The organism is Pontimicrobium sp. MEBiC06410 (genome assembly GCF_053601615.1).
The window spans coordinates 53085-79040 of record NZ_JBSHNT010000149.1; the positions used below are offsets into that span (position 1 = coordinate 53085).

Here is a 25956-nt window from a genome sequence, read left to right on the forward strand (position 1 = left end):
ATTTTAACTTAAAAATTTAAACTTGCTTTGAGCCCGAAACTACGAGACGTTGCATAACTCATATCTTCTACACCACTTATAAACCCTGTACCTTGTACAGCTAATTGTTCTGGATCGAAATGTGGGTTTTCTGTAATAGCAAATAGGTTTCTTCCTATTAAAGACAGATTAATGTTTCCGCCGTCTTTTAAACCTAAAAAGCCTTCTTTTAATGTAAAGTCGTAACCAATAGAGAATTGACGTAATTTTAAATACGATGCATCGTAAACGTTATTTTCTTCATGGTTTCTGTCATAAAACTGTCTGTAATAACTTTCGGCAGATACGGCTACTGTATTCGGTTGCCCGGATTGTGTTACACCTTCTGCAATAATCCCTTCTTCGGGTCTAAATTCTGTTTCTGCTAATTGTCCGCCTACGTTTCCTAAAGCTCGTGTTCTAGATACTATTTCTCCTCCTTGTCTCCAATCGAATAAAAAGCTAGCACTCCAGTTTTTATAGCGGAAATCGTTATTCCACCCCAAAGTAAAATCTGGATTATAGTTCCCTAGTTTTTGTAGATTATTATCTGCAATGTAACGTCCGTTTTCATCTATTATAAATTGTCCGTTTTCATTTTTTAAATAGCCAGTTCCGTAAAAGTCTCCAATTTGTCCGCCTTCTTCTACTTGAAACCAAACCGTTTGGTTTTGGCTATTGTAAATTCTACTATAGGCTAAGGTTAAACGGCCGTCGTTTTGTGGGAGTTCTTCAATGGTCGCTTTATTGGTTGCAAAGTTAAAGGTTGTATTCCAGGTGAAGTTATCTGTTTTAATAGGGGTAATACCTGTTATAATTTCTAATCCTCTAGATTTTACTTTTCCACCGTTAACGACTTGTTGTTCATAACCCGATGAAATAGGTATTGGTAATGATATAATTTGATCTTTTGTGGTGGCATTGTAATAGGTGATATCGAACTTAAAACGGTCTTTAAAGAAGCGTAAATCAGCACCAAACTCGTAAGATGTGGTGCTTTCTGGTCTTAAATTCGCGTTAGGGATAAAGTTTTGGTCGCTAAATGTTGGTTGCCCGTTAAATGGGGTTTGCGATACAAAGGCTCCCGTGGTTTGGTACGGATTAGTATCGTTACCAACTTGTGCTACACTAGCTCTTAATTTTGCAAATGAAATAACATCTGGCAACTCTGTAGCATTGGATAGTACGAAACTTGTAGAGACAGATGGATAAAAGAATGAGGTGTTATCTACAGAGAAAGGTGTGGCTAACGTACTAGACCAATCGTTACGTCCTGTAATATCTAAAAACAAGACATTTTTGTAGCCTAACTTTGCGATACCATAGAAAGAGTTAATGCGTTTTTGAGATTCAAATTGAAAGACTTCAATAGGTGATGCCGCATTATTTAAGTTGTAAATACCAGGTTGCGCTAAGTTTACGGTTTGCGATTGTTTTGTAGATGCTTTTTGGTCTAAACGATTGCCACCTAATGAGAAGTCTAAACTAAAATCTCCAAATTGATTGTTATAGTTTAATAAGAAATCGGTATTAATTTCTCTAAAAAACACATCGTGTTCTGCGTAACCTCCATTTTGAAAGCGGTTACTAGAAAAGGCTCTGCGGAGTTGTCTTTTTTCCGAAGAATAATCCATTCCTGTTCGTATTTGTAAACTTAAATGGTCTGTGAAATCATGTTTTAAGACGATGTTTCCAAAAATACGATCACGCTCGAACGAGTTTCTGTTTTCTTGTAGTATAAAGAAAGGATTATCGAAAAAGGTATAGTTAAAAGAGTATTGTTGTACACCTTCTAATCCTGGTTGCCAGTAGTCTCTTAAACTATCAATGTTTAACGAGCGAGGTCCCCAAGCTACTAACGAATAATTTACATTTTCGCTTCCGTAGCCATTAGAAGGTCTGTTATCGCTACTTGAGTTTGTATAAGCAATAGCTGACGAAAAGGTGGTTTTTTCGGTAGGTTGAAAATTTAATTTAGCAGAGACGGTTTGTCTGTCTAAATTTACACCAGGTATTATGGATTCGCTCCGTAAATCGGTAAACGATAAACGATAATCTCCTGTGTCGAACGCATCAGAAATAGCAATGTTATTTATAGTAGTTACTCCTGTTTTGTAAAAGTCTTTTAGATTGTCTGGGTTAGAGCGTAATTCGGTTGGAGTAATAGGGTTGCCACTATATAAAGCTGTATCTCCTCCACGCACAGTGGTGCCGTTTGGTAAAACAACTGGGCTATCAAACTGAGGGATAAAAATACCTGCGTCTAATTTTGGTCCCCAAGAATAAGTAATATTATCACTAGTTCCACCACCAAGGCCATCTACAAACTCGAATGCTCCAGATTGTCCTTGTCCGTAAGAGTTTTGAAACTCTGGTAATCTAAACGCAGAATCTATAAATACAGAGGTGTTAATGCTAATACCTAAACCTTTAGATTTTTTACCATCTTTTGTTTTTATAATAATTACACCGTTTGATGCTCTAGAGCCATATAGAGCGGCTGCACTTGGCCCTTTTAATACAGAGACTTCTTCAATGTCGTCTGCATTAACTTCCATGGCACCATTACCAAAATCGACTTCTTGAAATCCTGCTGCTGCTTCGTTAGTAAAGTTAAATACGGTGTTGTTGTTTATAGGGATTCCATCTACTACAAATAGTGGATTGTTGTTAGAGAAAGAGGCTTCGCCACGAATGGTTATTTTAGAAGAAGAGCCTACGCCTGTCGCGCCTTGAGAAATTGTAACGCCTGCAAGTTTGCCAGATAAGTTGTCTAAAAAGTTAACGGCTTTAACTTCGTTTACGTTTTTTGCTTTTATGCTTTGTACAACGTAGCCTAACTCTTTAGTATCGCGTTCTAAACCTAAAGCTGTAATAACAATTTCGTCTAAACTAGAGGTGTCTTCTATTAATTTAATATTTATAGTGGTTTGGTTTCCTACAGTTATGGTTTGTGTTTTATAACCAAGGTACGAGAATTGTAATTGATCTTCTGTAGATGTAACTTCTATAGTGTACTTACCATCATCATCTGTAATAGTACCTTGTTGATCTTTAGTTGAAATGTTTACAAAGGGTAATGTTTCGCCATCAATAGCACCGGTAACAGTACCAGTAATAGTAATTTGTGCAAAGCTATAACTAGATATTAGTAATAGTGCACACAAGTAAATGTGTTTCATTTATATAAAAATAAAAGTGTGTGTTCTCGGGTACAGCCGAAGGTTTAAAACGGACAATAACTATTTAACTGTACTTAAATAGCTTGTTTGTTAGGCTATGTATAAAGTACTAAAGGAGAACCTTTATTGTAGTATAGTTTGTAAACATGACGATTAGTAATACCTTCATGTTGTTTGTGATCTTCTTTTTTTGAAGCAGTAATAGATAGTAATATTACTTTTACAGCAATAGATAGTGTTTTATGGCTGTTAAGAATTGCTTTCGCATCTGAAACTGAATCGATATCCGATAATGTTTCTAGCAGCGCTACGTCTATGGTTTTTAACGCAACTAACTTTAAAATGGTTTGGCGTAATGCTCTTGTTTGCCATGGTAAATTTAAAAACGTTTCTGCGTTAAAGTGTGTTTTTGAAATTCCCATTAAATAGAATCCTCCATCTAAAGAAGGCCCTAAAACTAATGCTGTGTTTTGTAGTTTTTTTTCAGCAGCAATTATGTGTGCTGTTTGTAAATGCGGCGTATCATTACCAATAGTAATAACATTGTCGAATCCTTTATTAAAAACAGATTGTATAGCATTTGTAAAACGAGTGCCAAAGTTGTGACCTTGCTGCTGTTTTTCAGAAATTATAAAATAGGGTAATCCTGTTTGTTTTACCTTATGTTGTATTTGGGCGTTTAGGACATTAAATAATTCAGCCGACTGTTTAAAAGGCTTGTATATTCCTTCTGTTTTTGCAGAGTTTGCAAAAACTAATATGGCTGTATTATGTGTTTTAATGGTCACTAAACTTTAATATCTGTATTGTGTTATGCTACTACACCTTGGCAGCTACTTCCTGCGCCTGCGGTGCAACCATAACAATGTTGCGAAATAATTATTTTTCGGTCTTGTAATAAATCTTCGTTGTATTCGCTAATGTGTTTTACTTTACTAGCGACTTTTAAGTCTAACATTTGGTTAAAATCGCAATCGTATAACCAGCCATCCCAACTTATAGAAATAGTGTTAGTACACATTACATTTTTAACGGCTTCAGAATTATAGGCTTCTACTAAAGAATACATGTAATCTTCGTAGTTCTCGGATGCTATTAAGTAGTCTAAAAATCTAGAGATTGGTAAATTGGTAATAGCAAACAAATTATGGAACTGGATTCCGAAGTCTTCCATTAAGGCTTTTTTGAAATCTTTTTCCATAGCCATTTGGTCGCCTGGTAAAAAGGCTCCAGATGGATTATATACCAGATCTAAACGTAAATCACTGTCTGGCATACCATAACCGCGTTCATTTAATTCTTGTAGGGCTTTTATAGACATATCAAAAACACCTTCTCCACGTTGTTTGTCTGTTTTGCCTCTAGTCCAATGCGGCATAGAAGACACAACATGTACATTATGTTTTTTAAAGAAATCTGGTAAATCGTAATACTTTTTGTTGGCTCTAATAATGGTTAGGTTAGAGCGTACAATAAAATCCTTAATACCTGCTTTAGAAGCCTCTTCAACAAACCAGCGAAATTCTGGATTCATTTCTGGTGCACCACCTGTAAAGTCTAAAGTGTGTGCGCCAGTTTTTTTTATAACATCCAAACATTGTTGCATGGTTTCCCGCGTCATAATTTCCTTTCGGTCTGGTCCTGCATCTACATGGCAGTGTTCGCACACTTGATTACACATGTAACCTAGGTTTATTTGAAGGATTTCTAGTTTTTTAGGGACTAAAGGGAATTGTCCTGTTTCTGCAATTTTATCTTTAAAAGTAGGTAATTCACCATCGGCAAAAATACCGTTAGACAGTATTTCTAATTGTCTATTACTACTTGCTAAATCGCTATCTCTTTTTTGAAGCGATTGTGTTTTTAATTTACCCATCTAATTTATTCACTTTATTCATCATTTGCACACCATGCACTAAGGTCGCTCCACTTTTTATGGCGGCTCCTACGTGTATGGCTTCCATCATTTCTTCTTTGGTTACGCCACGTTGTAAACCATCTTTTGTATAGGCATCTATACAATAAGGACATTGCTCTGTGTGTGCAACTGCTAATGCTATTAACGATTTTTCTCTTGCTGTTAAAGCTCCCTCTTCAAAGACTTTGCCGTAATATTCAAAAAATTTGTTGCCTAAATCTTCACTCCATTCTGTGATTTTTCCAAATTTCCTTAGGTCTGCTGGGTCGTAATATGTTTTTGACATTTTGTTATAACTTTTTTGCTAAGATATAAATCTAAATACTTCAGTCGGAAACTTAGTTATTACTTAACAAGAATTTGTTAAAAATAATATTAAAAAGTATTATTACGGTAGTTGTTAAAGTTGTTGATACTTCTTTTTGAATTGTATAGGAGTTATCTGTGTATGCTTTTTAAAGGTTTTTGAGAAATAGGCGTAGTCTTCATAACCTAATAATTCGGCAATGCTAGATAGAGAATTGTTTGAGTGAACAATTAAACGCTTGGCTTCTAGTAAAACGCGTTCTGTTATGAGTTCGGTTGTTGTTTTGTTTAAAGTAGATTTTGTTATTCTATTTAAATGTTTTGGAGTAATGCTTAATATATTTGCATAAAAAGCAGCCGATTTGCTTTCCTTATAATGGAATTCTATATTTTGTTCTAACTGCCGCAATGTTTTTAAATAACTAGGTGTTATTACGGTTTCAGATGGAGTGCTTTTTGTATAAACACGTGTTAAATCTATATACAGCATGTCTATAAGGCTAATTATTTTTTCTTTTGCATATTCTTTTTTTTGAGAATATTCTAGGTATAATTCTTTAAACTTTAGTTGAATCGTAAAAAGAGTGTCTGTATTTAAAATAATATGTGGTGGATTTTTATAGGAATAATAAAAAGGAAAATGAGTTACTTTTTTATTAGCGAAGTAAAACTCGTAAAAGTCTTGAGAATGAAAGAAAATATAGCCTTGTGGGGTACTATTAAATGTCCAATAATGCGTTTGCCCAGGTTTTAAGAAAAAGACACTGCCTGTTTTAATTGCATAGGTGTTAAAATCTATTTCGTGTTTACCAGTGCCAGAAGTGAATACAACACATAAAAAGAAATTGTGTTTATGCGGTTTGTGTACAATTGCTTTATTTTTTTATAAATGTTTACTTAAGTCGTTACAATAGAAGTCCTGTAAGGATTCCTCCTGCTTAAATTGTTTTATGTTTAAAATAGGTATGGTTTTCAATGTGGTGTAATTATGTCCTAAATGTACAAAAAATGGAGATAAATGTATGAGGTTTATTTACGGGTAAGGTTATAGTTTTGCAGAATGAAATATGTTACATATCGCATTTTGTGATTTGTAAATTAAAATAGAGGTTATGGCATTTTTTAAAAAAACAAAATTGTATAGTATTCTAACGGGTAATTGTCCGGTTTGTCATAATGAGAGTATGTACTCCGAAACTAATCCATATATTTTAAATAAAACATTAAAAATGCAAGAGCGTTGTAGCCATTGTAAAACTAAATACAAGATTGAGCCATCTTTCTTTTTTGGAGCTATGTATGTTAGTTATCCTGTAGGGTTGTTTTTTGCAGGGTTAGTTTTTGTGTTGTCTTACTTAGTTTTTAATTTTAGTTTAACAACTACTTACGTGTTAATTGTTTTATTGATGGTTGCTTTACAGCCTATAATAATGAGATTAGCGAGAAATATATGGATTAACTTTTTTATGAGTTATAAAGAAGGAAATTAATACATGATAGCAATGATATGAATTAAATATATAGCTGGTTTTAGAAAGCCCTGCTTAAATTAGTGCTTAATATTTTATGAAAATAATACAAGAAATATAATAGGGAAGAGCATGCCTGCGACAGCTAGCTTCCACCCTCTGCCTTTAAATCCTTTTTTTCCTAATGGTATTAAAACGCCTGTAATTGCAATGACTAACATTGCTATTCCAAAAATATCTGAATACCATACCCAAAAGCTATTAGTAGATTTATGTAAATACATAGTGTGGCCAATTATTGGCACTTTACGTTTGTATTCTATAGTACCTTTTCCTGTTTTTATATCTCCATCAAAAATGGCATTATTTTTAAAGTATATACGTAGCTTACCATCTCTTACTCTATGCCCATCGTATTCTCCTAAGGTCTCGGTTTTGCTTTTAAGATAATTGTTAGTAAGTTGCTGTTCTTTTAATAGATTTTTAAATTCAAATGGCTTGCTTTCGTATGTATAATTCATAGGATACCAATCTTCTCGATGATTTAATACAATTCCAGATATAGAGAAAGCAATAATTAATCCGACATAGAAAAAAGCCAAGTCTCTGTGTAAGCTTCTATTAGTTATTTTTGCCATTTATGGTCTTTTTAAGTGTTAATCACTTTATATAAGCATGTTTTAAATATGAAATTCCCAAGGCTAGAAATAAGCCTTGAGAAGTTCACTAAAATTAATTAGCTAAGGGGGAATTATGCGTTTTTTTGTGTGTATTATTGGGCATTCATCTCTATGTTTACTGTAACTTCAACTTCTTTCCCTATTGGACTCATACCATTCCCTAAGTTAAACGTTTCACGTTCTATAGTTGTTGTTAGTTTTAGACCAGCTTTATATTTTCCGCTGCGATCATCTTTTATAACTCCATTTAATTTGCCTGTAAAAACAATTGCTTTAGTTATACCATTTATTGTAATATTTCCTTTTGTTTCAAATTTGTTATTTTCTAACTGCTTAAACGAGCTGCTATTAAAGGTAATAGTTGGATGCTTTTCTACATTAAAGAAGTCTGGAGATTTTAAATGGTTATCTCTACTTTGTTGGTTTGTATTAATCGTAGTCGCCTCTATAGAAACCTTAAACATTGGTTTTTCAAATTGCTCATTTGTAGTTGTTGCGTCTATATTAAAAGCTTCAAAGTGCCCTGTTACTTCAGAAATAGCAAAATGAGATACTGAAAATGTAATTGAAGAATGAGAATTATCTACTTTCCAATTAGTTTGTGCATTTACAGATATAATTAGTACCATTAATGCAATACATGTTAAAACGGTTTTTTTCATTTTTTATGTTTAATTTTATAAGAGCAAAGATATTTTCTAACTGTATGTTTGCAGTTATTAAAAAAGGCGTTTTACTTATGAATTTGGGCTTGTGTTGAATAAAGAGAATATACCGTTATATAACTTGAATACCTTGTATGATATTAATATCGAGGATATTTCGCATAAAAATGATTATAATTTTAATGCTATTCATCGTCATAACTATTATGAAATCTTGTTCTTTGAAGAGGGTGGTGGTTTTCAAATTATAGACTTTAAAAAAGTGCCTATTAAGGCGAATAGCTGTTACGTTATTAAGCCTAAACAAATCCATTTGTTAAAACGAGACTCTAATGCAGATGGTTTACTGATTCAGTTTACAGATAAAATGATTTTGCCTGATGTTTTTTTAATGACATTATCTTCTTTAAAATTACACGTAGGAGTAACTTCTGTCTTTGAAGAGCATTTAGAGCACTCACGTTATTTTATGAGTCTATTAAAAACGATTAGAAATTTGCAGAAAAGTAAAGGTAGGTTTTATAAAGAACGATCTATACATTTATTATCTAGTTTTTTATATGCTTTAGAGGATGTTTCCGAAAATCAAAACAAGGAACACCTCTTAACCGATAAAAACATAATAAAGTTTATAGATTTAGTAGAGAAACACTTAAATACATATACAATTAACAGCTATGCAGAGTGTTTAAATATGTCTTCAAAAAAATTAAGCCTAATTGTAAAATCTCAGTTAGGTATGACGCCTTTAAAGTATATTCATAATATTCTATTACTAAATATAAAAAGAGATTTAGTTTTTAAGCAATTGAGTTTTAAAGAAATTGCTTATAACTATAACTTTGACAGTCCTTCAAATTTTAGCATCTTTATAAAGAAGCAGACTGGTAAAACACCTTCGCAACTGCAAGAAATGTTAAACTACTTTTAGTTTTAACCTTTATCTATACTAATTAGTTACAGTTAATACATTTTACATTAACAAGGATAATTCGAAAATAATAAAAGCTACTAGTCTCTACTAGTTTGTTTCGGGTAAAAAAAATACATTTGTTTTATAAGTATAATTCTTATTAAAGAAAATGGTATTACATTAAAAAATAAAATTAGCGACTTAGTTAATGACTTTTCTATAGAAAAGGTGGTGTTTTTTATTATTCCTGGTGACAGAAATTTAATAAGAGTTATAAAAAAGAAAGAATTAAAACTAAAAAGTAGCAAGCGTTCAATGGATAATTCAATTAAAAGATGATAAAAAACACTTATATTTTACTAATAATAACAGTATGTCTTTTTGCAAGCTGTAACGGCAAAAAAAACATTGACAACAATAAAACATCTTTTAAATACTTAGAAACACAAAATAACTTACTTAATTATAAAATAACACCTAAGCATAAGTTCGATAAAAATGGTTTAATGTTCTCCGATCAAGGCGCATGGTTTGCATATAGTTTTCCAGATTCAACAAACATAACGGGTTTTACGGGACCTTTTTTAATGACGCAACAAAATGGAATATGGAGTAGCAGTGCATTAACAAACTTAGTTATAGATAACACAAAATGGATTTCGCATAAAATAAAAAGTTATAACAGTCATTTAGAACAAACATACCACTCAAAAAAAATAGAGTTGCAACAACAACTAGTATTTATTTCGGGGCACACAGCAGCAATAAAAACGATTATAACTAATAAAAGTAAATCTATAATAGACTTAAAATATAGTTTTAGAAATAATAAGCTGTTAGCCGATTCATTAAAACTTTCAAAGCATAAGAATGAATTAATTACAAAATCGTCTAAAACGGAAGCTATTGGGCATGTTGTTTTTCCCGAAGAAATTAATATAAGTGTAACAGGTAGCGGTTATATCTCTAATAAAGTAACCGAAACATTAAAACCTAATACATCAAAAGAGTTTACTGTTTATCAGAGTTTTATTTTCCCAGAGTACTCTTGGCAAAAAGAACAGAAAACGAGTTTAACTCTAGATTTCGACACATTGTTATTAGAAAGGAGAATAGAAAAAAACAACCAGTTAAAAACCCTCATACAAAACAGAAAGAAGCAATTTCAAAATAATGAATACGCCCAAGTGCTATCTAAAGCACACGTAACTTTGCAAAATAATTGGCGTATTCCTACAGGAGAAATTAAATACGAAGGATTATTTCCTAGTTACCATTATACGTGGTTTAATGGTTTTTGGTCGTGGGATTCATGGAAGCATAGTGTGGGGCTATCTTATTACAATACAGATTTAGCAAAACAACAAATTAAATTAATGTTCGAGTTCCAAAACAAAGATGGTTTTGTTGTAGACTGTGTCTATAGAGATACTACTATAGAAGCACATAATTATAGAAATACCAAACCACCATTATCTGCATGGGCGGTTGCTAAAATTTATGAAAAAGATAAGGATATAGCTTTTGTACAAAACATATACCCTAAACTTATTAATTACCATAATTGGTGGTATAATAAGCGAGATCATGACCAAGATGGGCTATGCGAATATGGCTCTACAGATGGAAGCTTAATAGCTGCAAAATGGGAAAGTGGTATGGATAACGCTATTAGATTTGATAATTCTAAAATTCTTAAAAATAGTGAAGAAGCATATTCTCTAGATCAGGAATCTGTTGATTTAAATGCGTACTTATATGCAGAAAAATTGTATTTGGCACAATTAGCAACAGAACTAAAAAAAGAGGAAGAAGCCAAAAGATTAATAAACGAAGCAAGTATTTTAAAAACAAAAATTCAGAAACAATTTTACGATAAAAAAGACGGTTGGTTTTACGATACTAATTTACAAGGAACTCAATTTATAAAAGGAGAAGGAAGTGAAGGTTGGACAGTGCTTTGGGCTAAAGCAGCAACCAAAGAGCAAGCAGCAAAAGTGAGAATTAAAATGATGGATACTACAAAATTTTATACCAAAGTTCCTTTTCAAACAATGAGTGCAGACCATGCAAAATTCGACCCATTAAAAGGGTATTGGCGAGGTCCAAATTGGTTGGATCAAGCCTATTTTGGAGTAAAAGCATTACGTAATTACGGATACAATGAAGATGCAGATAAGGCTACAGTGCAAATTTTAAAAGGAGCAGAAGGACTACTGGAAAAAGGCACTGCTATTCGAGAAAATTACCACCCACTAACAGGAAAAGGATTACACGCGCACAATTTTAGCTGGAGTGCAGCCCATATTATTATGTTATTAATGAACGAAAACAATGGTTAAAACAACAGGATTTGTAATAACTCTTTTTTTATGCTTGATATCATTTAGTCAAGAAAAAGATCCTATAAAAAACTATAGATATTATATAGAAAACGAACAAGTTATTCAAGAAAATAAATTAGACGCTCACGCCTCTTTTAGCTCATATAACTCATACGAAAATCTATTTAATGCTAGACCAGAATATTACCAGATTTTAAACGGTGTTTGGAAATTTAATTGGGTAAGAAACCCCAAAGATAGGCCAACTGCTTTTATAGACCCTAAAATAGATGTCTCACATTGGGATGATATAAAAGTACCTTCAAACTGGGAAGTAGAAGGTTTTGGGATTCCTATTTATGTTAATCATCAATATGAGTTTGCAGACTATAAGGCGCCCGTTGCAGACGATATGGAGTTAGTAGATACCTATTACCCTAAAAAGCCTGGAGATGTGCCAAATAAGTATAACCCTGTAGGCTCTTACAGACGTAACTTTACCATAGATAAAAGTTGGAAAAATAAAGAAACCTTTTTACATATTGGAGCAATGAAATCGGGAGGGTTTGTGTGGCTTAATGGCCAATACATAGGCTACTCTCAAGGTAGTAAATTACCCTCAGAATTTAATATTACAAAAGCTATAAAAGAAGGCGAAAATAGTTTAGCTATTCAAATTTTTAGATGGACAGATGGTTCGTATTTAGAATGTCAAGACTTCTGGAGAATTAGCGGTATTGAACGCTCAGTATACATATATGCACAGCCTAAATTACGTATTCAGGATTTTGAAATAACATCTAGTTTAGATGGAAGCTATAAAAATGGCATTTTTGAACTTTCGGTAGCTTTAAAGAATCATTTGTTAAAAGCGCAAAAAGGAAAACTATCATATAAGTTATTAGACGAAAAACAAAATGAAATAACCTCAGAAGAAAAGAGCTTTTCTGCTAAGAAAAAGAGCAAACAAAGCGTTTCTTTTTTTAATAACATACCTAATGTAAAACAATGGAGTGCCGAGCATCCTAATTTATATACGCTAATTATAGCGTTAAAAGATAAAAACGGACAAGTACTAGAAGTAACAAAAAGAGAAATAGGATTTAGGTCGGTCGATATTAAAAACGGACTGCTTTTAGTAAACGGACAACGCATTACATTAAAAGGCGTAAACACTCAAGAAACAGACCCAGAAACAGGCCATGTAATGTCTGAAGCGCTTATTTTAAAAGACATAAAACTTTGGAAAGAAAATAATATTAATGCAGTACGGCTAAGTCATTACCCAAGAGGACGACGTTTTTACGAATTATGCGATAAATATGGTTTATATGTGGTAGATGAAGCTAATATAGAATCTCATGGCATGTATTATGGTAAATACTCTTTAGCAAAACAACCTAATTGGGAGAAAGCTCATGTAGACAGAATGGTACGTATGGTTAAGCGAGATAGAAATCACCCCTCAGTTATTATTTGGTCTATGGGTAATGAAGCAGGTAATGGTGTTAACTTTTTTAAAGGCTATGATGCTATAAAAGTAAACGATAATACTAAAAGGCCAGTGCAATACGAGCGCCCTTATAAGGATTACGATGGTAGTTTGTACGATATGGATAGTAATACAGATATAATAGTTCCGCAATACCCATCACCAGCAAGATTTAAGGAAATTGGGTGTTCTAAAACCGATCGTCCTTTTATACCTAGCGAATATGCACATGCAATGGGCAACAGCACAGGGAACTTTCAGGATTATTGGGACATTATTGAGCAATACGATAATTTACAAGGAGGCTTTATATGGGATTGGGTAGATCAATCCATTTGGAAAACTAATAAAAAAAGAGAGCGATTCTATGCCTATGGAGGAGATTACGGAAACAATATGCCTACCGATAATACTTTTTTAAATAACGGTATTGTGTTCCCAGACAGAACACCACAACCCGCGTTATACGAAGTTAAAAAGGTGCATGAATTTATTAATTTTAAACAAAAAGGAATTAATAAACATAACGAATTACGTGTGCTAGTAGAAAACTTATACGACTTCACTAATTTAAATCAATTTAACTTTTCTGCGAAAATAAAAGCAGACGGAAAAGTATTGCAGGAAATTAAAATTGAAGATATAAATGTAGAAACACATACAGGTAAACTTATTCGTATACCATTAAAAGCTATAGATTTTAAAGATAATACAGAGTATTTTGTAGAGATTTCAGCAAAAACTAAAAAGAAATGGGGATTACTATTAGAAAATTTTGAAGTAGCCCATGAGCAAATTGCCCTAACATCTAAATTTAAAGAAAAACGAAATAAATTACTTCCAGCAAAACAAGCACTTACTGTAAAAGAAGAAAATGATAACATCATTATTTCTAATGAAGATGTAAATATTGTGTTCTCTAAAAAAACAGGAATAATTAATACATATAAATTTCAAAAAACAGAGATTTTTAAAACGGGAAAAGCTCCCAAACCTAATTTTTGGCGAGCAGTAACAGATAATGATTTTGGTAATGCTATGGATAAAAATAACATAGCATGGAAAGCAGCTTCGCTTAATACTGTACTGGGTAAGCTAGAATATAAATACGATGATGCCTCAAATGTTATTGTGAATGTAATATATAAGCTGCCAGCTGTAGAAACGACATTTCAGTCGAGTTATACTATTCAAGGAAATGGTGTGGTTTATATAGAAAACAAGTTGAATAAAACTAATTATAAAGGAGATATACCTAGAATTGGTATGCGAATGCAAACTCCTAAAAACTACGGAAATTTAAGCTATTTTGGTCGTGGGCCATGGGAGAATTACCAAGACAGAAAAGTGTCTGCCTTTGTAGATCTGTACACTTCTAAAGTAAAAGAGCAATATGTGCCATACATTAGGCCACAAGATAATGGCTATAAAACAGATGTAAGATGGATAGCGGTTTCAAATAATGAAAATAATGGAGTGCTATTTGTAGCAGGCAATACAAACGTATTAAGTTTTAGTGCACTCCACATGGAAAATGAAGATTTTGATACTACTGCTGGACTAGATTATAAAAACTCTAATAAAAGCAAGCACACTACAGATATTAAGGAAAAAGATCTGGTGCAATTAAATATAGATTTAGGGCAGCGAGGTTTGGCGGGAGACGATAGTTGGTATTCTAAACCTCAAGAAAATTACCAGTTTAAAGGAAATAAAACGCATCAATATAGTTTTTACATAATTCCATTTAAAGACAAAACAGAAAAGCACTTTATTCAATTGAGTAAGTTGTACCGTTATAAAACTAAAGAGTAATACCGTATAAGTAATGAATTATAAAAATTTGCAAATAACAACAGCTCAAGCAGAAAATGTTCTTTACGAGCTTTTTAGTATAAAAGGAAAAGCTTTGGAACTTCTAGGAGAAGTAGATTTTAATTTTAGAATAAAAATTGAAAACGGAGACGGTTATATTTTAAAAATATCACGACCAGATGAAAACGAAAATTACCTAAACTTTCAACAACAGTTACTACAATTTGTTGAAAAAAATGGAAAAAAACTAATAGCACCAAAAGTAATAAAAGATAAAAACGGAAATACAATTTCTGAAATTCTGGATCATAAAGGACGTAAGCGAAAAGTTCGTTTATTAACTTGGGTATCAGGAAGGGTTTGGAGTAATGTAAATCCGCAACTAGACGACTTACGTTACAGTTTAGGTGAACAGTGTGGGTTACTTACAAAAGCATTACAAGGATTTAATCACGCAGAAGCACATCGTAATTTTGAGTGGGATATTGCACAATCGTTATGGACAAAAGAATATTTGAATTTATTCTCGCTAGAAGAAAAAAAGATGTTATCCTCTTTTCAAGAACAATTCGAGACAGTACAAGACACTTACTCTAAACTTAGAAAAGCAGTTGTTCATAATGATGCTAATGACAATAATATAATTGTATCTAATACATTAATAAACCCTGTCGTAAAAGCAGCTATAGATTATGGAGATGCTATACATACCCAAATTATAAACGATTTAGCTATTAGTTGTGCTTATTGTGTAATGCACCATAATAATCCGTTGCAAGCAGCACTACCTATTGTAAAAGGCTATCATTCTACTTTTTCATTACAAGAAGAAGAGTTGAAGTATTTATATATAACTATTGCAATGCGATTGGTTATTTCGGTTACAAAATCAGCTATAAATAAACAAAAAGAGCCAGATAACACTTACTTATTAATTTCAGAAAAGCCCGCTTGGGAAGTGTTAAAAAAATGGAGCAGAATACACCCAGAATTTGCAGAATACGCATTTAGAAACGCTTGTGGTTTTACTGCGCATCCAAAAGAAAAACAATTTCAAAAATGGGCGAGTGAGAATCAATTTAAACTTTCAAAACTGTTTCCTACAATTAATAATGATGAAGCTTTTCTTTTAGATTTAAGCGTATCTAGTAAATGGGTAGGACATCAAGAAGACTTTAATGATTTAGAGTTGTTTCAACTTAAAATAAATCAGCTTCAAAAAAAGATACCTAATAAAGTTATTGCAGGTGGTTACCTAGAACCTCGACCACTATACACTTCAACAGAATACGATACAATAGGAAATAATGGAAGAGAGAGTAGATCGATTCATTTAGGTGTAGATTATTGGTTGCCAGAATATACAGCAGTACATGCGCTTTTTGATGGAGAAGTCGTTATAGCAGTAGATAACTCTAAGTATAAAGAATATGGTGGATTGCTAGTTTTAAAACATGATATAGATAATTTAACATTTTATACATTATATGGGCATTTAACTGTAGCAAGCGCAACACAATATCAACTAGGTGACCATGTAAAAAAAGGAAATAAAATAGCTGAGTTGGGTAATACAATAGAAAATGGAAGTTGGGTACCACACTTACACTTTCAAATCATGCTTTCATTGTTTAATTATACAGATGATTATCCAGGTGTAACGTATTTAAGTGAGATAGAAATTTGGAAAAGTATTTGCCCTAACCCAAATCTGTTGTTTAAATTAGAGGCACTTCAACATCAAAAAACAACTAGTAATAAAGAATTAATAACTTACAGAAAACAACACCTAGGTAAGAGTTTAAGTTTACAGTATAAAAAACCAATAAAAATGGTACGAGGTGCTGGACAGTACTTAATGGACCAATATGGAAGAAAATATTTAGACACAGTAAATAATGTTGCACATGTAGGTCATGAACACGCTTCGGTAGTAAAAGCAGGACAGCAGCAAATGGCGCTTATAAATACAAATTCGCGCTATTTACATGAAAATATTAACGAATTAGCCAAAGAACTTATAGAAACCTTGCCGCCAGAACTTAATGTTTTGCATTTTGTTAATTCAGGTAGTGAAGCTAATGAATTAGCCATTAGAATGGTAAAAGCATCAACAGGGCAACGAGATATTATTGCATCAGAGGTAGGTTATCATGGAAATACAAATATGTGTATAGATATATCATCCTATAAATTTGATGGAAAAGGAGGGCAGGGAGCTCCAGAGCATACTCATATTTTTCCATTACCAGATACTTTTAGAGGAAAATATACAGGAGATGATGCTGCGAATAAATACGTAGAAGAAGTACAGAAACAGATAGATATAGTACATGCAAAAGGACGAGGAGTTGGAGCATTTATTATTGAGCCAATTATTTCGTGTGGAGGACAAATAGAACTACCAGAAGGGTTCTTAGCAAAAGCATACAAAAAAATAAGAGCAGTAGGCGGATTGTGTATATCAGACGAAGTGCAAACAGGATGCGGCCGAATGGGGAAAACATTTTGGGGGTTTCAATTGCATAATGTAACTCCAGATATTGTAACAATAGGAAAACCATTAGGAAACGGTCATCCTTTGGCAGCAGTTGCATGCACTAAAGAAGTGGCTAATGCTTTTGCAAACGGAATGGAGTACTTTAATACTTTTGGAGGTAATCCAGTATCTTGTGCCATAGGAACCGAAGTGTTGCGTACAGTAAAACGTGAAAAACTACAAAAGAATGCTTACGAAGTTGGTGAGTTTTTAAAATCTAAATTAAAGCAACTATCAAATGATTTTCCAATTATAGGAGACGTTCGTGGGCAAGGGCTATTTTTAGGAATAGAATTAGTAGACAGTAATAAGAAATCATTAGCATTACAAACAGAATATCTAGCAAATAGAATTAAAGATCATGGTATTTTAATGAGTACAGATGGGCCAGATCATAATGTATTAAAAATAAAACCACCAATTGTATTTACTAAACAAAATGCAGAAGAGTTGTTGTTTTATTTAGAAAAGATTTTAAACGAAGATTTTATGAAAATATAAATATTTTACGTTATAGTACCAGATTAATCATGTTGTTAAATAAAATTAAATATAAATTACTGAACACCTAACCTAAAGAAAATTGCCTAGATGAAATTTTTGATCTTTTTAGCATTGTAGCTATCAAAGTCCAATAGATAAACATTGTTATAGGTATAAGTTTAATAATACTAAAGAAGATAATAAGCAACTTTGGAAGCAAAATAGTAGTAGCTTTTAAATTTATGGAGGACTACTCTAACTGTATTTCAATCTTAATAAATTCTACTAATTCATCTACATTATCAAATTCTTTCTCGTAGGTTAACATACCTTCTGGAAAATAAGTTAACTTAATGTTTGATTCTACTTTTTTAATATAAAAAGGGTTGAAATCTTTAATAGGGATTGATTTATAAGGACTATCATCTACATGTTCTTCTAGGTCAGATGTGTCCTTGGTTTCTATTTGTAACCACTTGTTTTCTCTTTTAACTGATACGTAATACCCTAATTGTTCTAATTTTGATTTAATATTATTAATCATATATTTTTAGTTGCTCAGTCTTTTATAGGGGTACATTTTTTTCGATTCTAGCATAGCTTTTATCATCTAACAGCTCTGATGTATTTATTCACCTATTCTTTCAGTAGATTGAGGTCCTAAAATATAAACTAAATGATGTTTTGTTTCATCGAAATGGGCATAATAGAATCCGTCTCCATCATAAGGTTGGTCAGAAATAGAAACCATATATGAAACTATGTGAAGGTTTCTTATAATGCCTTCTGGAGTTCCTGATTTTCTTAAGGCTTTATATTTAATAGAGCCTTCATAATATTGCCTATTATTTTCTTTTAAAAATTGTTCTAATTGTTGTTCTAATTGTTGTTCTATCATAATTTTAAATTTTTGGTATAGGAATATTTCTTTTTTCTAATTGAAAAACTACATATGTATCAAAATACCCAAAAGCATGCCCAAAAGGAGGAGTTGCTAGTTCTTGTGGGTTTAATTTATAAGCTTTAGCATTTTCTACTAACTTATCATAAACGTATTTTTCTCTTTTATATAATCTAATCCAATTTTCTGGTGTATAGTCATCTATTTCAGTTCCTCTTAACGGAGCATCTTTAAGATACTCAGTTTTACCTATTTTAGACATTTCTTCTGTATGAAACAGTTCATGAGTCATTAAATAATAAAAAAGAAAAGCCACTTTTATTCTTCTATTTTATCCAAAATATTTTTAGATAAAATAAACTCCAATTTACCTGTTTCAACATCTAAAGTTACCATTGTTGGAAAATGTGATAATGAATCATTTTTAGTAGAGTATGAGTCATAAACAACCATATGTAAATCTTTGAATGTTCCATCAGATAATGGTGCATTTTTGCGAATTCCATTATATCGTAATTCTTGATTAGAATAACGGTTGGTAGCTATTAAATAATCTTTTACCTTATTTATTATTTCTGATTCAGTCATTTTATTTTGTGTTTGTTATGTTTATTTTTGAAATGTTTATATTTCTCTTTTCTAATTCTAGTATATAGAAGTAATCTAAATGCATAAAATTATGTTGCAATTCTTCAAGATTAATTCCGTGTCTTTTAGCCTCTTCAATAATTCTGTCGTGTACATATTTTTCTCTCTTATATGAACGAATTAAGTTTAAATCACTATACTCATTTGGAAATTTGACCCCTTCTAAGGCAGCATTATTCACATACTCTGTTTTACCTATTATAGACATTTCTTCTGCATGAAACGATTCATGTAACATAAAATATTCCGTAACATCATCTGTATATCTAATAGTATTCGTATTAGCATCAAATTGCGCTAATATACCTGGTTTATCAAAGTTATCAACTCTCTCTATTTTTGTGCCATATTTTTCTAATAAGTTTTTTGCCCATAAATCTAAATCTGCTTTCGATAATATTTTACCTCCATAGAGTCCTTTACCTTTTATGTTATCTAGTGCTACTTCAACAAGGTCATCTAGATACTTTTCTAAGGTTTTACCTCTAAGCTTTTTTATAGCAGTACTTAACTTTACTCCAACTTCTTTTATTTTACCGCTAACAATTGCGACATTCTTGTAAATAACTGCAACCGTATCATTCCCGCCTTTAGCAAATATAACACCTAATTCTTGTAATTTAATAGCGCCTCTTAACTCAGGGATAGAAGTAAAACCTTTTTTTAATATCTCTAACCCCGTTTTGTTAAAGTTAGATATTTCTATGCTATGTATAGCCTTAGTTGTTAAATCTTTTACCTTTTTATGAAGTTTAAGATCTACAATGGTTTTACCTGTTACTTGTAATAATTCTGCTCCCGAACTTAGCATTTTTGGCCCATAGATTGCCACTGCTTTTATAGCGACAGGACTAAAAGTAACTAAACCGCCTATATTATATATTTGTTCCCAATTATCTAAAAATTCTTTTCCTTTTTTAGATTTCTTTATAGTATCTTTTTCGCTTTGTATTATAATATCGGTAGTTGCTAAACCTAAGTCTGCTATAGTAGCATATAGCATAAGCGAACCAACTCCAGAAGCTAAGGTGGCTACGCCAGCAATAATCATTAATACATCAACTCCTAAGCGAATCCCTTCATTAACTTTCTCCCATTCTTTAACATCTGAAGCATATTTTACAAACAGTACAGGGACATTAATTGTTACGGCTTCACCTTTATCGTTATATTGTGTAAACTTTACAATGTCTAGTGGATTGTAATATTCTGGTATCTCATTATAACCTCTGCGCACATTATATACAGTGCTAACACTACCATCTTGATTAAATGCTTCGCCGTGGTCTTCTATAATTTTCCAATAGTTGGATAATTTTACTTTGTTTTTATTATCTCCAGAGTTGGAAAAGGCAATATTACTATCTAACTTATATTCTAATTCGTAGCTATAGTCATCATGATATCCTTTTGTAATGCCTTGGTGGAAATGTGCTCCAGAAGGTTCAAAAACAGCAATTTCAGAATCACCTTCGTATAATTGGATGTAAGCATTAATAAGTGTTACAAAAAGGTCTCTATTAGTTGGTTCTAATGTATTATTACCTATGCTAAATGTTTCAGACAATTTATAGACTCCAAAGAATTCGTTTATGGGTGTTCTGTCATCTAATCCATTGTACACTTTTATAACCAGAGCTTGGTCTTTTACAAATTTTGTTATACAAAATTTTGGAGTTATAAGCGACATGAGATACATGACATAATAACTTGCATCTTTATATCCTTTATCATAATCGACAAATAGTAAAAAATGCTTCCAGAGTAATTCGTCAGGAAGTTTATGCGGTTTTTTATCTTTATTATCTTCTGTGCTATAACCTTGTTTTATATAGTTAGGTAGGTTTTTATATAAAAACACTAATGTTTCTACATTTTTAGTGTTTTTAAGTTCTTTTATAAACGTATCGTATATAGCATCTTGAATTTTTTTAACTTCTTGTTGTCCATATACTTTTCCTATAAAGAAAGATAATACTGCTACGCTACTTGTTTTTAATAGTATTGCTTTACGTTTAGTACTTTGTTCGGAGGTTTTGTAATATATATTATAGCCATAGGTAATTGTTTTGTCTTTGTAGTCTATATATACTTTATGCTCGTTTTTACGTTTATCATTATCTATATAGCATACTGTTGTATTTAACGATAAGCTTTTAGATAAAATATTATAGTATAGATTTTCTATGGTTTTAGAGAGCTCTTTTTTTGTAACTGATGGTTGCTTTTTAAATATTTTATTTTGAGCAACTACAAGGTTGTCCTTTTTTACAGCTCTAGCTTCTATGATTTCTTCCCTATATTTTTTAGCGATAGCGGCATTATCTCGATAGTTTAACGCTTCGAATTTTTTCTCTTCAAAATAAGCGGAGCTTAAATGGCTTATCAATTTTTTTACATTAATAGGTGTGTTAGAAATAAAACTGTTTACATACTTGCAATCTGGAGTGTTAGACGAAATTCCTAATCTATTAACCTTGTGACTTTCTATATCTACATGATTTTTCTTTAACCCAGAATTAGGCGTTTTATGAAATTTTATAGTTGTCATATCTTATAGAGTTAATAAAAAGGTGGTGTAAAAGACACCACCTTTTTAATGGATTAATTAATTAGAGTTTAGTGTCGTGTCTCCTGTACCAGTAGATGATAACTGTACATCATCTAAAGTAAAAGAGGTTTCTGTTTCTAACAGCTCTGGATTTTCACAATTTTCAGGTTCATTTTCTGGGAATATTGGTAGTGCTTTGTCTACCTCTAATCCTGCGGATTTAGCCTGTAAAATGGTAAGTGTCGTTGGTATTCTAGTAATCCAGTAATTACCTTGTGGTACACCTGTTGGCTCTTGCATCTCTTGTGTAATACTCATGTATAATGGGTCGCCAATTACAGGGGTTTCACCACCAAGCCATACTTTTCCTGTTTCTAAGAAATACTGTACTGCTTCTTCAAAGCCTGGTTTTACAGTAACGACAACTCTAGCCATCCCTGCCTGTAAAAAGCTTCTAAACAAGGGGTCTGTGTTTTCAGATAAATACATGTCTTGCCACTGCTTGCGGTCTGCCCAGAAATAAGGGTAGAATGTATAATCCATAATAGTCCACTCGAAAGCTTGCTCTAAAAATTTGGCTTTGGCAGTATATTCATCTAAGCCTTCGCTAAGATTAACTTTAAAATTAAGCATTTTATCGCCATCTGTAAAGTCTTGTCCTAAGGTGGTTAAATAATTTTGCAATAAGTAAGCAATACAATTATGTTTAATAATATTAGCTTCTGTTATGCGGTAAAAATTACCTAAAGCATCTTTTTGCTCTGCTGCTTTGGCTGCTTGTTCAGCTTCAATTCTAGCTACTTCTTCATTATGTGCATTTAAAGCGGTTTGATACGCTTCAATAATGGTATTAAAGTTTTCTAATTTCCAAGCATTTACTAAAGCTTGAGAGGGTTCGCAATTTAATTTTATAGTAACATTAAAGTTTTTTACATTTCTTCCGCTTACTTTATAGTTGTATGTATTGGCAACATTTAAACCTGTGGTTGTATTTGCTCCGCTTTTAGATCGGTCTTTAGTGTTACTATTAAAGAATCCGCCTTTAAGGTTAGAAAAGTTAAAATGTGCTCGTCTTTTTCTAAAGCCTTTTCTATGTTGTTCTTTACTATAATTCCATTCTAAAATAGCAGATTTACCTGTATAATCTTGTAAAATTTCTATGTCTGCATTATGATGAAAATCATGTTTGTTATGCGGAGCTCCTGGTACATTATGTGTTTGTTGCTTATTTTTAGGTTCTGCTGTTAATTGCACACCATACTTATCTGCCCAATACGCTAACAATTGTTTTGTAGCTGTTGTGGCATTGCTCATGTTGTGTGGAGCAGGTGCTTTTCTAGGATCTACGGGAGCTGTTAGTGTATGTTCTGATGTTGCAACAGCTAAACGATGTAGTTTTGCAGGTTCAGGTATCATAAATTCAAACATGGCACGTTTACCATAGTTGTAAATTTGATTTTTCATTTTTTTATCTACCCATCTATAGACACCTGTAATGTGCTTAGGTGTAACACCTTCCTTACCTCTATTATCGTACTCGTGTACATTAGTTAGAGATACTTCCTGAATAATTTTACTTATTCGCTCTTCAGAAATTTTTGATTGTACACGCTCCATAGCTCTTTCTGTAACTTCTTGCGATTTTGTTACTGCTTGTCTGTTACTTGTGTATTGAGAATTAGTACTTGCATAAGCCGCACCAGTATCAAACCTGTAAACTCCAGAATTGTATGAGAAGTTAGCATGTGCTTGAAAACTACGTTGTTTATCTAATTCCTTAATAACTTCGGATTGCATTTCTGCTCGATTTACTTTAGTGGTGTCTGATACTTTTTCTACTTCTTGAGATTTTGTAGTAGTAAGCGTGTCTTCCGTACGTGTTAATTCGTTAATAGACTTATGTCTTAGCTCACTAGCCATTACGTTTTCTATATTAGAAACTTCTCCGGGTACATAAGCGTGCACACTTTGTGTAACTTTCATATACTCAGCAACACCTAAGCGTTTTAATCCAAAATGTTCTCTAGTACCAGATGCTGGTTCGTTTGGATTATCTGATATTTCAATTGGTTTTAATCTAAGGATTCCTGTGTACGGTCTATTAATTGCAATGGCATTTAATTGTAAGGTTGCTTCTCTACCATTAGAAAAGAAAATCTGAATACTTAGATTGCTAATGCCTTGTATTTTATTTCTAAAAAAACGAGGTAAATTAATCTTGTTATTAATTACGGATACTGCGCTAATATTTTCGGTATGAGAACCTGAACTTGTTGTTCCGGAAATAATAGCGTTAGTTAAAGTCCATGATGTATTTTCTACATGTATTTGAAATGAAACATACCCTCTGTTTAAGCCGAAAAAACCTTGTTTTCTAGCTCTTAATACATAAGACAGGTGTGTTGTTTGCGGATTTGTAGTATTAGATATCGGTACAATAACACCGCCAACATTAACATATTCATTTTCTGAAAGATTGGCTTGGTTTAAAGCAATAGTGGTAAATGTATCTGTCTTGGTATTAATCTCTGAAATAATAGCGTCAAAACTATTGTGTTTAAAAGAAAATGAATTTGTGTCTATAGTTAGTTTACTATCATCTTTTACTTCTACTGTAGACTTGTTAAGATCGATTTCTTTTCTAACGTTCTGTTCTGCATTTGCAAAGTTCTCTAAGAAATATTCTAACGATTCTTCGCTTAACTGCCCATAAATATCGCTCCAGTTTAATTCGTTTTTGTAAGAGAATTCAAAATCTGGGTAATCATAACTATCTAATATTTCGTAAGCCTTTTTTATTTCTTCTTCAGTGGCTTTAGATTCTTCTAGTTCATCAATAATATCTGTCTGGTCGTCATAAGCTTGTATGTTTGCTCCATGCTCTTTTTCATAATTATCTCTTGCGTTTTTAAGTGCTTTCTCGTAATTAGTCCAGTAGTTATTTTTTATAGTTTCTATTTCAGATTTTAACTGTTCAAGGCTTTCGTTTTCTTCTAAAGCATTTTGCTCTTTTTCAAGATGTTCTAATTCTATGTTTAGTAAGCTAGTATCTTTACTTGATAATCGAACACTTGTGTCTGGCAATAGTGTTGAAGTTGATATTCTTTCCGTTTCTGAGCTTTCTCTTGTTGGTGTTACAGTAATAGGCGTTTTTTCTAAAATAGAAGATGGGATAACTATTGTTGCATTTAAGGCAACTTTTATAAAATCATCTCCATTAAGTTGTTTTAATTCTGTGCTTGGTGTTAATGTTTGCACATAGCCTACATGTAACGCTTTTAAAATAAATGCTAATGCTTCTTTAATATAAAAATCGTTTTGGGTAAGGTATTGGTAGATAAAATTGTCCCAAATAGTATTTACCTCAGTAGCGCCTTTATATTTCGTATATATGTCCTTGCAAACAGTTAGTTCTTTAGTAGATAAAGGGGTTTGATTAGAAATAGATTTCCCTATTTTTATTAAACCACTAAAAACACCTTTTTCTAATGTTTCTACCGTCTTTATGGTTGTAGCTTTGAAGCTAGAAGTTTCATTTAACAGCGCTCGTAATTTTGTTTGTGTGCCTGTTACTGTAACTTGGTCGAAAGTACCTTTTAGAGCTTCGTCTCTATGTATAAAAGCAAGATTCGTTTTTTTTGTTTCTGCTAAATTAGGGTTTCTTAAACTTACAAACCTAAATAAGGTTTGTTTGTTGTTGTTTTTTTCATTCATAATTTAAAAATTTAATTGTTAATAGTGTTTTTTACTTTTTATTTAAACTCAACTTGCTTGTAGTTTATTTCCTATATATTGATATATAACAAATAATTAACAGGTGTTGAATTTTGCTTTTATTTAATTGTTTAAAATAAATATAGACCGATACCTAGTGTTTAATCTAGCAACAATGAGTGAACTCTGTATTCTGTTGAGAGAACTACTATTTTTAGTTATTCTGTATTTATCTATATTTCTACTACGAATTAAAACATTTGTTTGCTTTATTCATTTTTTGTGTAATATTACAATGCAAATATAGATAAAATTTAATCATTTGTTTGATTTTGTTA

18 protein-coding genes and 1 pseudogene are annotated in these 25956 nt (G+C 32.1%); 5 read left to right on the top strand and 14 right to left on the bottom strand.

Translation table 11 applies throughout. The features are described 5' to 3' along the window. Nucleotides 1–8 precede the first annotated feature (8 nt). The 6 genes and pseudogenes from ACVC08_RS08735 to ACVC08_RS08760 form a co-directional block, all read right to left on the bottom strand. Entirely contained in the window at nt 9–3200 is a 3192-nt protein-coding gene (locus ACVC08_RS08735) for a SusC/RagA family TonB-linked outer membrane protein (protein ID WP_452601755.1), read from the bottom strand. Between the two features lie 95 nt (nt 3201–3295). After that, nucleotides 3296–3988, bottom strand: coding sequence for a TIGR04282 family arsenosugar biosynthesis glycosyltransferase (locus tag ACVC08_RS08740; protein WP_452601756.1), 693 nt, complete (start codon nt 3986–3988; stop codon nt 3296–3298). A gap of 23 nt (nt 3989–4011) precedes the next feature. Continuing rightward, on the bottom strand, nt 4012–5076 hold the full coding sequence (arsS, locus tag ACVC08_RS08745) for an arsenosugar biosynthesis radical SAM (seleno)protein ArsS (RefSeq protein WP_452601757.1): 1065 nt from the start codon (nt 5074–5076) through the stop codon (nt 4012–4014). Beyond that, nucleotides 5069–5404, bottom strand: coding sequence for an arsenosugar biosynthesis-associated peroxidase-like protein (locus tag ACVC08_RS08750; protein ID WP_087492697.1), 336 nt, complete (start codon nt 5402–5404; stop codon nt 5069–5071). The genes arsS and ACVC08_RS08750 overlap by 8 nt, the downstream gene beginning before the upstream one ends. Before the next feature lie 114 nt (nt 5405–5518). After that, nucleotides 5519–5914, bottom strand: a complete 396-nt coding sequence (locus ACVC08_RS08755; RefSeq protein WP_452601758.1) for a helix-turn-helix domain-containing protein — start codon at nt 5912–5914, stop codon at nt 5519–5521. Nucleotides 5915–6166: 252 nt separating this feature from the next. After that, nucleotides 6167–6295 (bottom strand): annotated as a pseudogene (locus ACVC08_RS08760) (AraC family ligand binding domain-containing protein); the annotation flags it as partial. A 241-nt stretch (nt 6296–6536) separates the two neighbouring features. On the opposite strand from ACVC08_RS08760, the gene ACVC08_RS08765 reads away from it, so the two are divergent. After that, a complete protein-coding gene (locus tag ACVC08_RS08765) occupies nt 6537–6914 on the top strand; it encodes a DUF983 domain-containing protein (protein WP_452601759.1) in 378 nt (125 codons plus the stop codon). A 74-nt stretch (nt 6915–6988) separates the two neighbouring features. On the opposite strand, the gene ACVC08_RS08770 is transcribed toward ACVC08_RS08765, so the two are convergent. Both ACVC08_RS08770 and ACVC08_RS08775 read right to left on the bottom strand, forming a co-directional pair. Next, the gene (locus tag ACVC08_RS08770; protein WP_452598879.1) at nt 6989–7531 is read right to left on the bottom strand and encodes a PepSY-associated TM helix domain-containing protein; all 543 of its coding nucleotides are present in this window, start codon (nt 7529–7531) and stop codon (nt 6989–6991) included. 134 nt (nt 7532–7665) lie between these two features. Then, nucleotides 7666–8235 carry a YceI family protein gene (locus ACVC08_RS08775; RefSeq protein ID WP_452598878.1) on the bottom strand — a complete coding sequence of 190 codons (570 nt, stop codon included), beginning with the start codon at nt 8233–8235 and terminating at the stop codon, nt 7666–7668. A gap of 124 nt (nt 8236–8359) precedes the next feature. Here ACVC08_RS08775 and ACVC08_RS08780 point away from each other — a divergent pair, with 124 nt between their 5' ends. From ACVC08_RS08780 to ACVC08_RS08795, 4 genes are all read left to right on the top strand, one after another. Further along, a complete protein-coding gene (locus ACVC08_RS08780; RefSeq protein ID WP_452598877.1) occupies nt 8360–9169 on the top strand; it encodes an AraC family transcriptional regulator in 810 nt (269 codons plus the stop codon). A 317-nt stretch (nt 9170–9486) separates the two neighbouring features. Continuing rightward, a complete protein-coding gene (locus ACVC08_RS08785; RefSeq protein WP_452601760.1) occupies nt 9487–11493 on the top strand; it encodes an MGH1-like glycoside hydrolase domain-containing protein in 2007 nt (668 codons plus the stop codon). Continuing rightward, on the top strand, nt 11486–14782 hold the full coding sequence (locus tag ACVC08_RS08790) for a glycoside hydrolase family 2 TIM barrel-domain containing protein (protein WP_452601761.1): 3297 nt from the start codon (nt 11486–11488) through the stop codon (nt 14780–14782). The genes ACVC08_RS08785 and ACVC08_RS08790 overlap by 8 nt, the downstream gene beginning before the upstream one ends. A 13-nt stretch (nt 14783–14795) precedes the next feature. Next, nucleotides 14796–17822 (top strand): aminotransferase class III-fold pyridoxal phosphate-dependent enzyme, encoded by a 3027-nt coding sequence (locus tag ACVC08_RS08795; protein ID WP_452601762.1) that lies wholly within the window; start codon nt 14796–14798, stop codon nt 17820–17822. Between the two features lie 232 nt (nt 17823–18054). Here the strand turns inward: ACVC08_RS08795 and ACVC08_RS08800 are convergent, their stop codons facing one another. The 6 genes from ACVC08_RS08800 to ACVC08_RS08825 form a co-directional block, all read right to left on the bottom strand. After that, nucleotides 18055–18348: a hypothetical protein gene (locus ACVC08_RS08800; protein ID WP_452601763.1), complete on the bottom strand. Its 294-nt coding sequence runs from the start codon at nt 18346–18348 to the stop codon at nt 18055–18057. Nucleotides 18349–18432: 84 nt separating this feature from the next. After that, nucleotides 18433–18702, bottom strand: a complete 270-nt coding sequence (locus ACVC08_RS08805; protein WP_452601764.1) for a hypothetical protein — start codon at nt 18700–18702, stop codon at nt 18433–18435. Between the two features lie 4 nt (nt 18703–18706). After that, a complete protein-coding gene (locus tag ACVC08_RS08810; protein ID WP_452601765.1) occupies nt 18707–19021 on the bottom strand; it encodes a hypothetical protein in 315 nt (104 codons plus the stop codon). Nucleotides 19022–19023: 2 nt separating this feature from the next. Next, nucleotides 19024–19293, bottom strand: coding sequence for a hypothetical protein (locus tag ACVC08_RS08815; RefSeq protein WP_452601766.1), 270 nt, complete (start codon nt 19291–19293; stop codon nt 19024–19026). A gap of 1 nt (nt 19294) precedes the next feature. Beyond that, entirely contained in the window at nt 19295–21904 is a 2610-nt protein-coding gene (locus ACVC08_RS08820; protein WP_452601767.1) for a zincin-like metallopeptidase toxin domain-containing protein, read from the bottom strand. A gap of 57 nt (nt 21905–21961) precedes the next feature. Further along, nucleotides 21962–25618: a hypothetical protein gene (locus ACVC08_RS08825; RefSeq protein ID WP_452601768.1), complete on the bottom strand. Its 3657-nt coding sequence runs from the start codon at nt 25616–25618 to the stop codon at nt 21962–21964. Nucleotides 25619–25956 lie beyond the last annotated feature (338 nt).

Bases quoted from the DNA above. Each gene is read 5' to 3' on its own strand.
- ACVC08_RS08735 (WP_452601755.1), bottom strand. From the start codon at position 3,200: ATGAAACACATTTACTTGTGTGCACTATTACTAATATCTAGTTATAGC.
- arsS (WP_452601757.1), bottom strand. From the start codon at position 5,076: ATGGGTAAATTAAAAACACAATCGCTTCAAAAAAGAGATAGCGATTTA.
- ACVC08_RS08750 (WP_087492697.1), bottom strand. From the start codon at position 5,404: ATGTCAAAAACATATTACGACCCAGCAGACCTAAGGAAATTTGGAAAA.
- ACVC08_RS08755 (WP_452601758.1), bottom strand. From the start codon at position 5,914: ATGCTGTATATAGATTTAACACGTGTTTATACAAAAAGCACTCCATCT.
- ACVC08_RS08765 (WP_452601759.1), top strand. From the start codon at position 6,537: ATGGCATTTTTTAAAAAAACAAAATTGTATAGTATTCTAACGGGTAAT.
- ACVC08_RS08770 (WP_452598879.1), bottom strand. From the start codon at position 7,531: ATGGCAAAAATAACTAATAGAAGCTTACACAGAGACTTGGCTTTTTTC.
- ACVC08_RS08775 (WP_452598878.1), bottom strand. From the start codon at position 8,235: ATGAAAAAAACCGTTTTAACATGTATTGCATTAATGGTACTAATTATA.
- ACVC08_RS08785 (WP_452601760.1), top strand. From the start codon at position 9,487: ATGATAAAAAACACTTATATTTTACTAATAATAACAGTATGTCTTTTT.
- ACVC08_RS08790 (WP_452601761.1), top strand. From the start codon at position 11,486: ATGGTTAAAACAACAGGATTTGTAATAACTCTTTTTTTATGCTTGATA.
- ACVC08_RS08795 (WP_452601762.1), top strand. From the start codon at position 14,796: ATGAATTATAAAAATTTGCAAATAACAACAGCTCAAGCAGAAAATGTT.
- ACVC08_RS08800 (WP_452601763.1), bottom strand. From the start codon at position 18,348: ATGATTAATAATATTAAATCAAAATTAGAACAATTAGGGTATTACGTA.
- ACVC08_RS08805 (WP_452601764.1), bottom strand. From the start codon at position 18,702: ATGATAGAACAACAATTAGAACAACAATTAGAACAATTTTTAAAAGAA.
- ACVC08_RS08815 (WP_452601766.1), bottom strand. From the start codon at position 19,293: ATGACTGAATCAGAAATAATAAATAAGGTAAAAGATTATTTAATAGCT.
- ACVC08_RS08820 (WP_452601767.1), bottom strand. From the start codon at position 21,904: ATGACAACTATAAAATTTCATAAAACGCCTAATTCTGGGTTAAAGAAA.
- ACVC08_RS08825 (WP_452601768.1), bottom strand. From the start codon at position 25,618: ATGAATGAAAAAAACAACAACAAACAAACCTTATTTAGGTTTGTAAGT.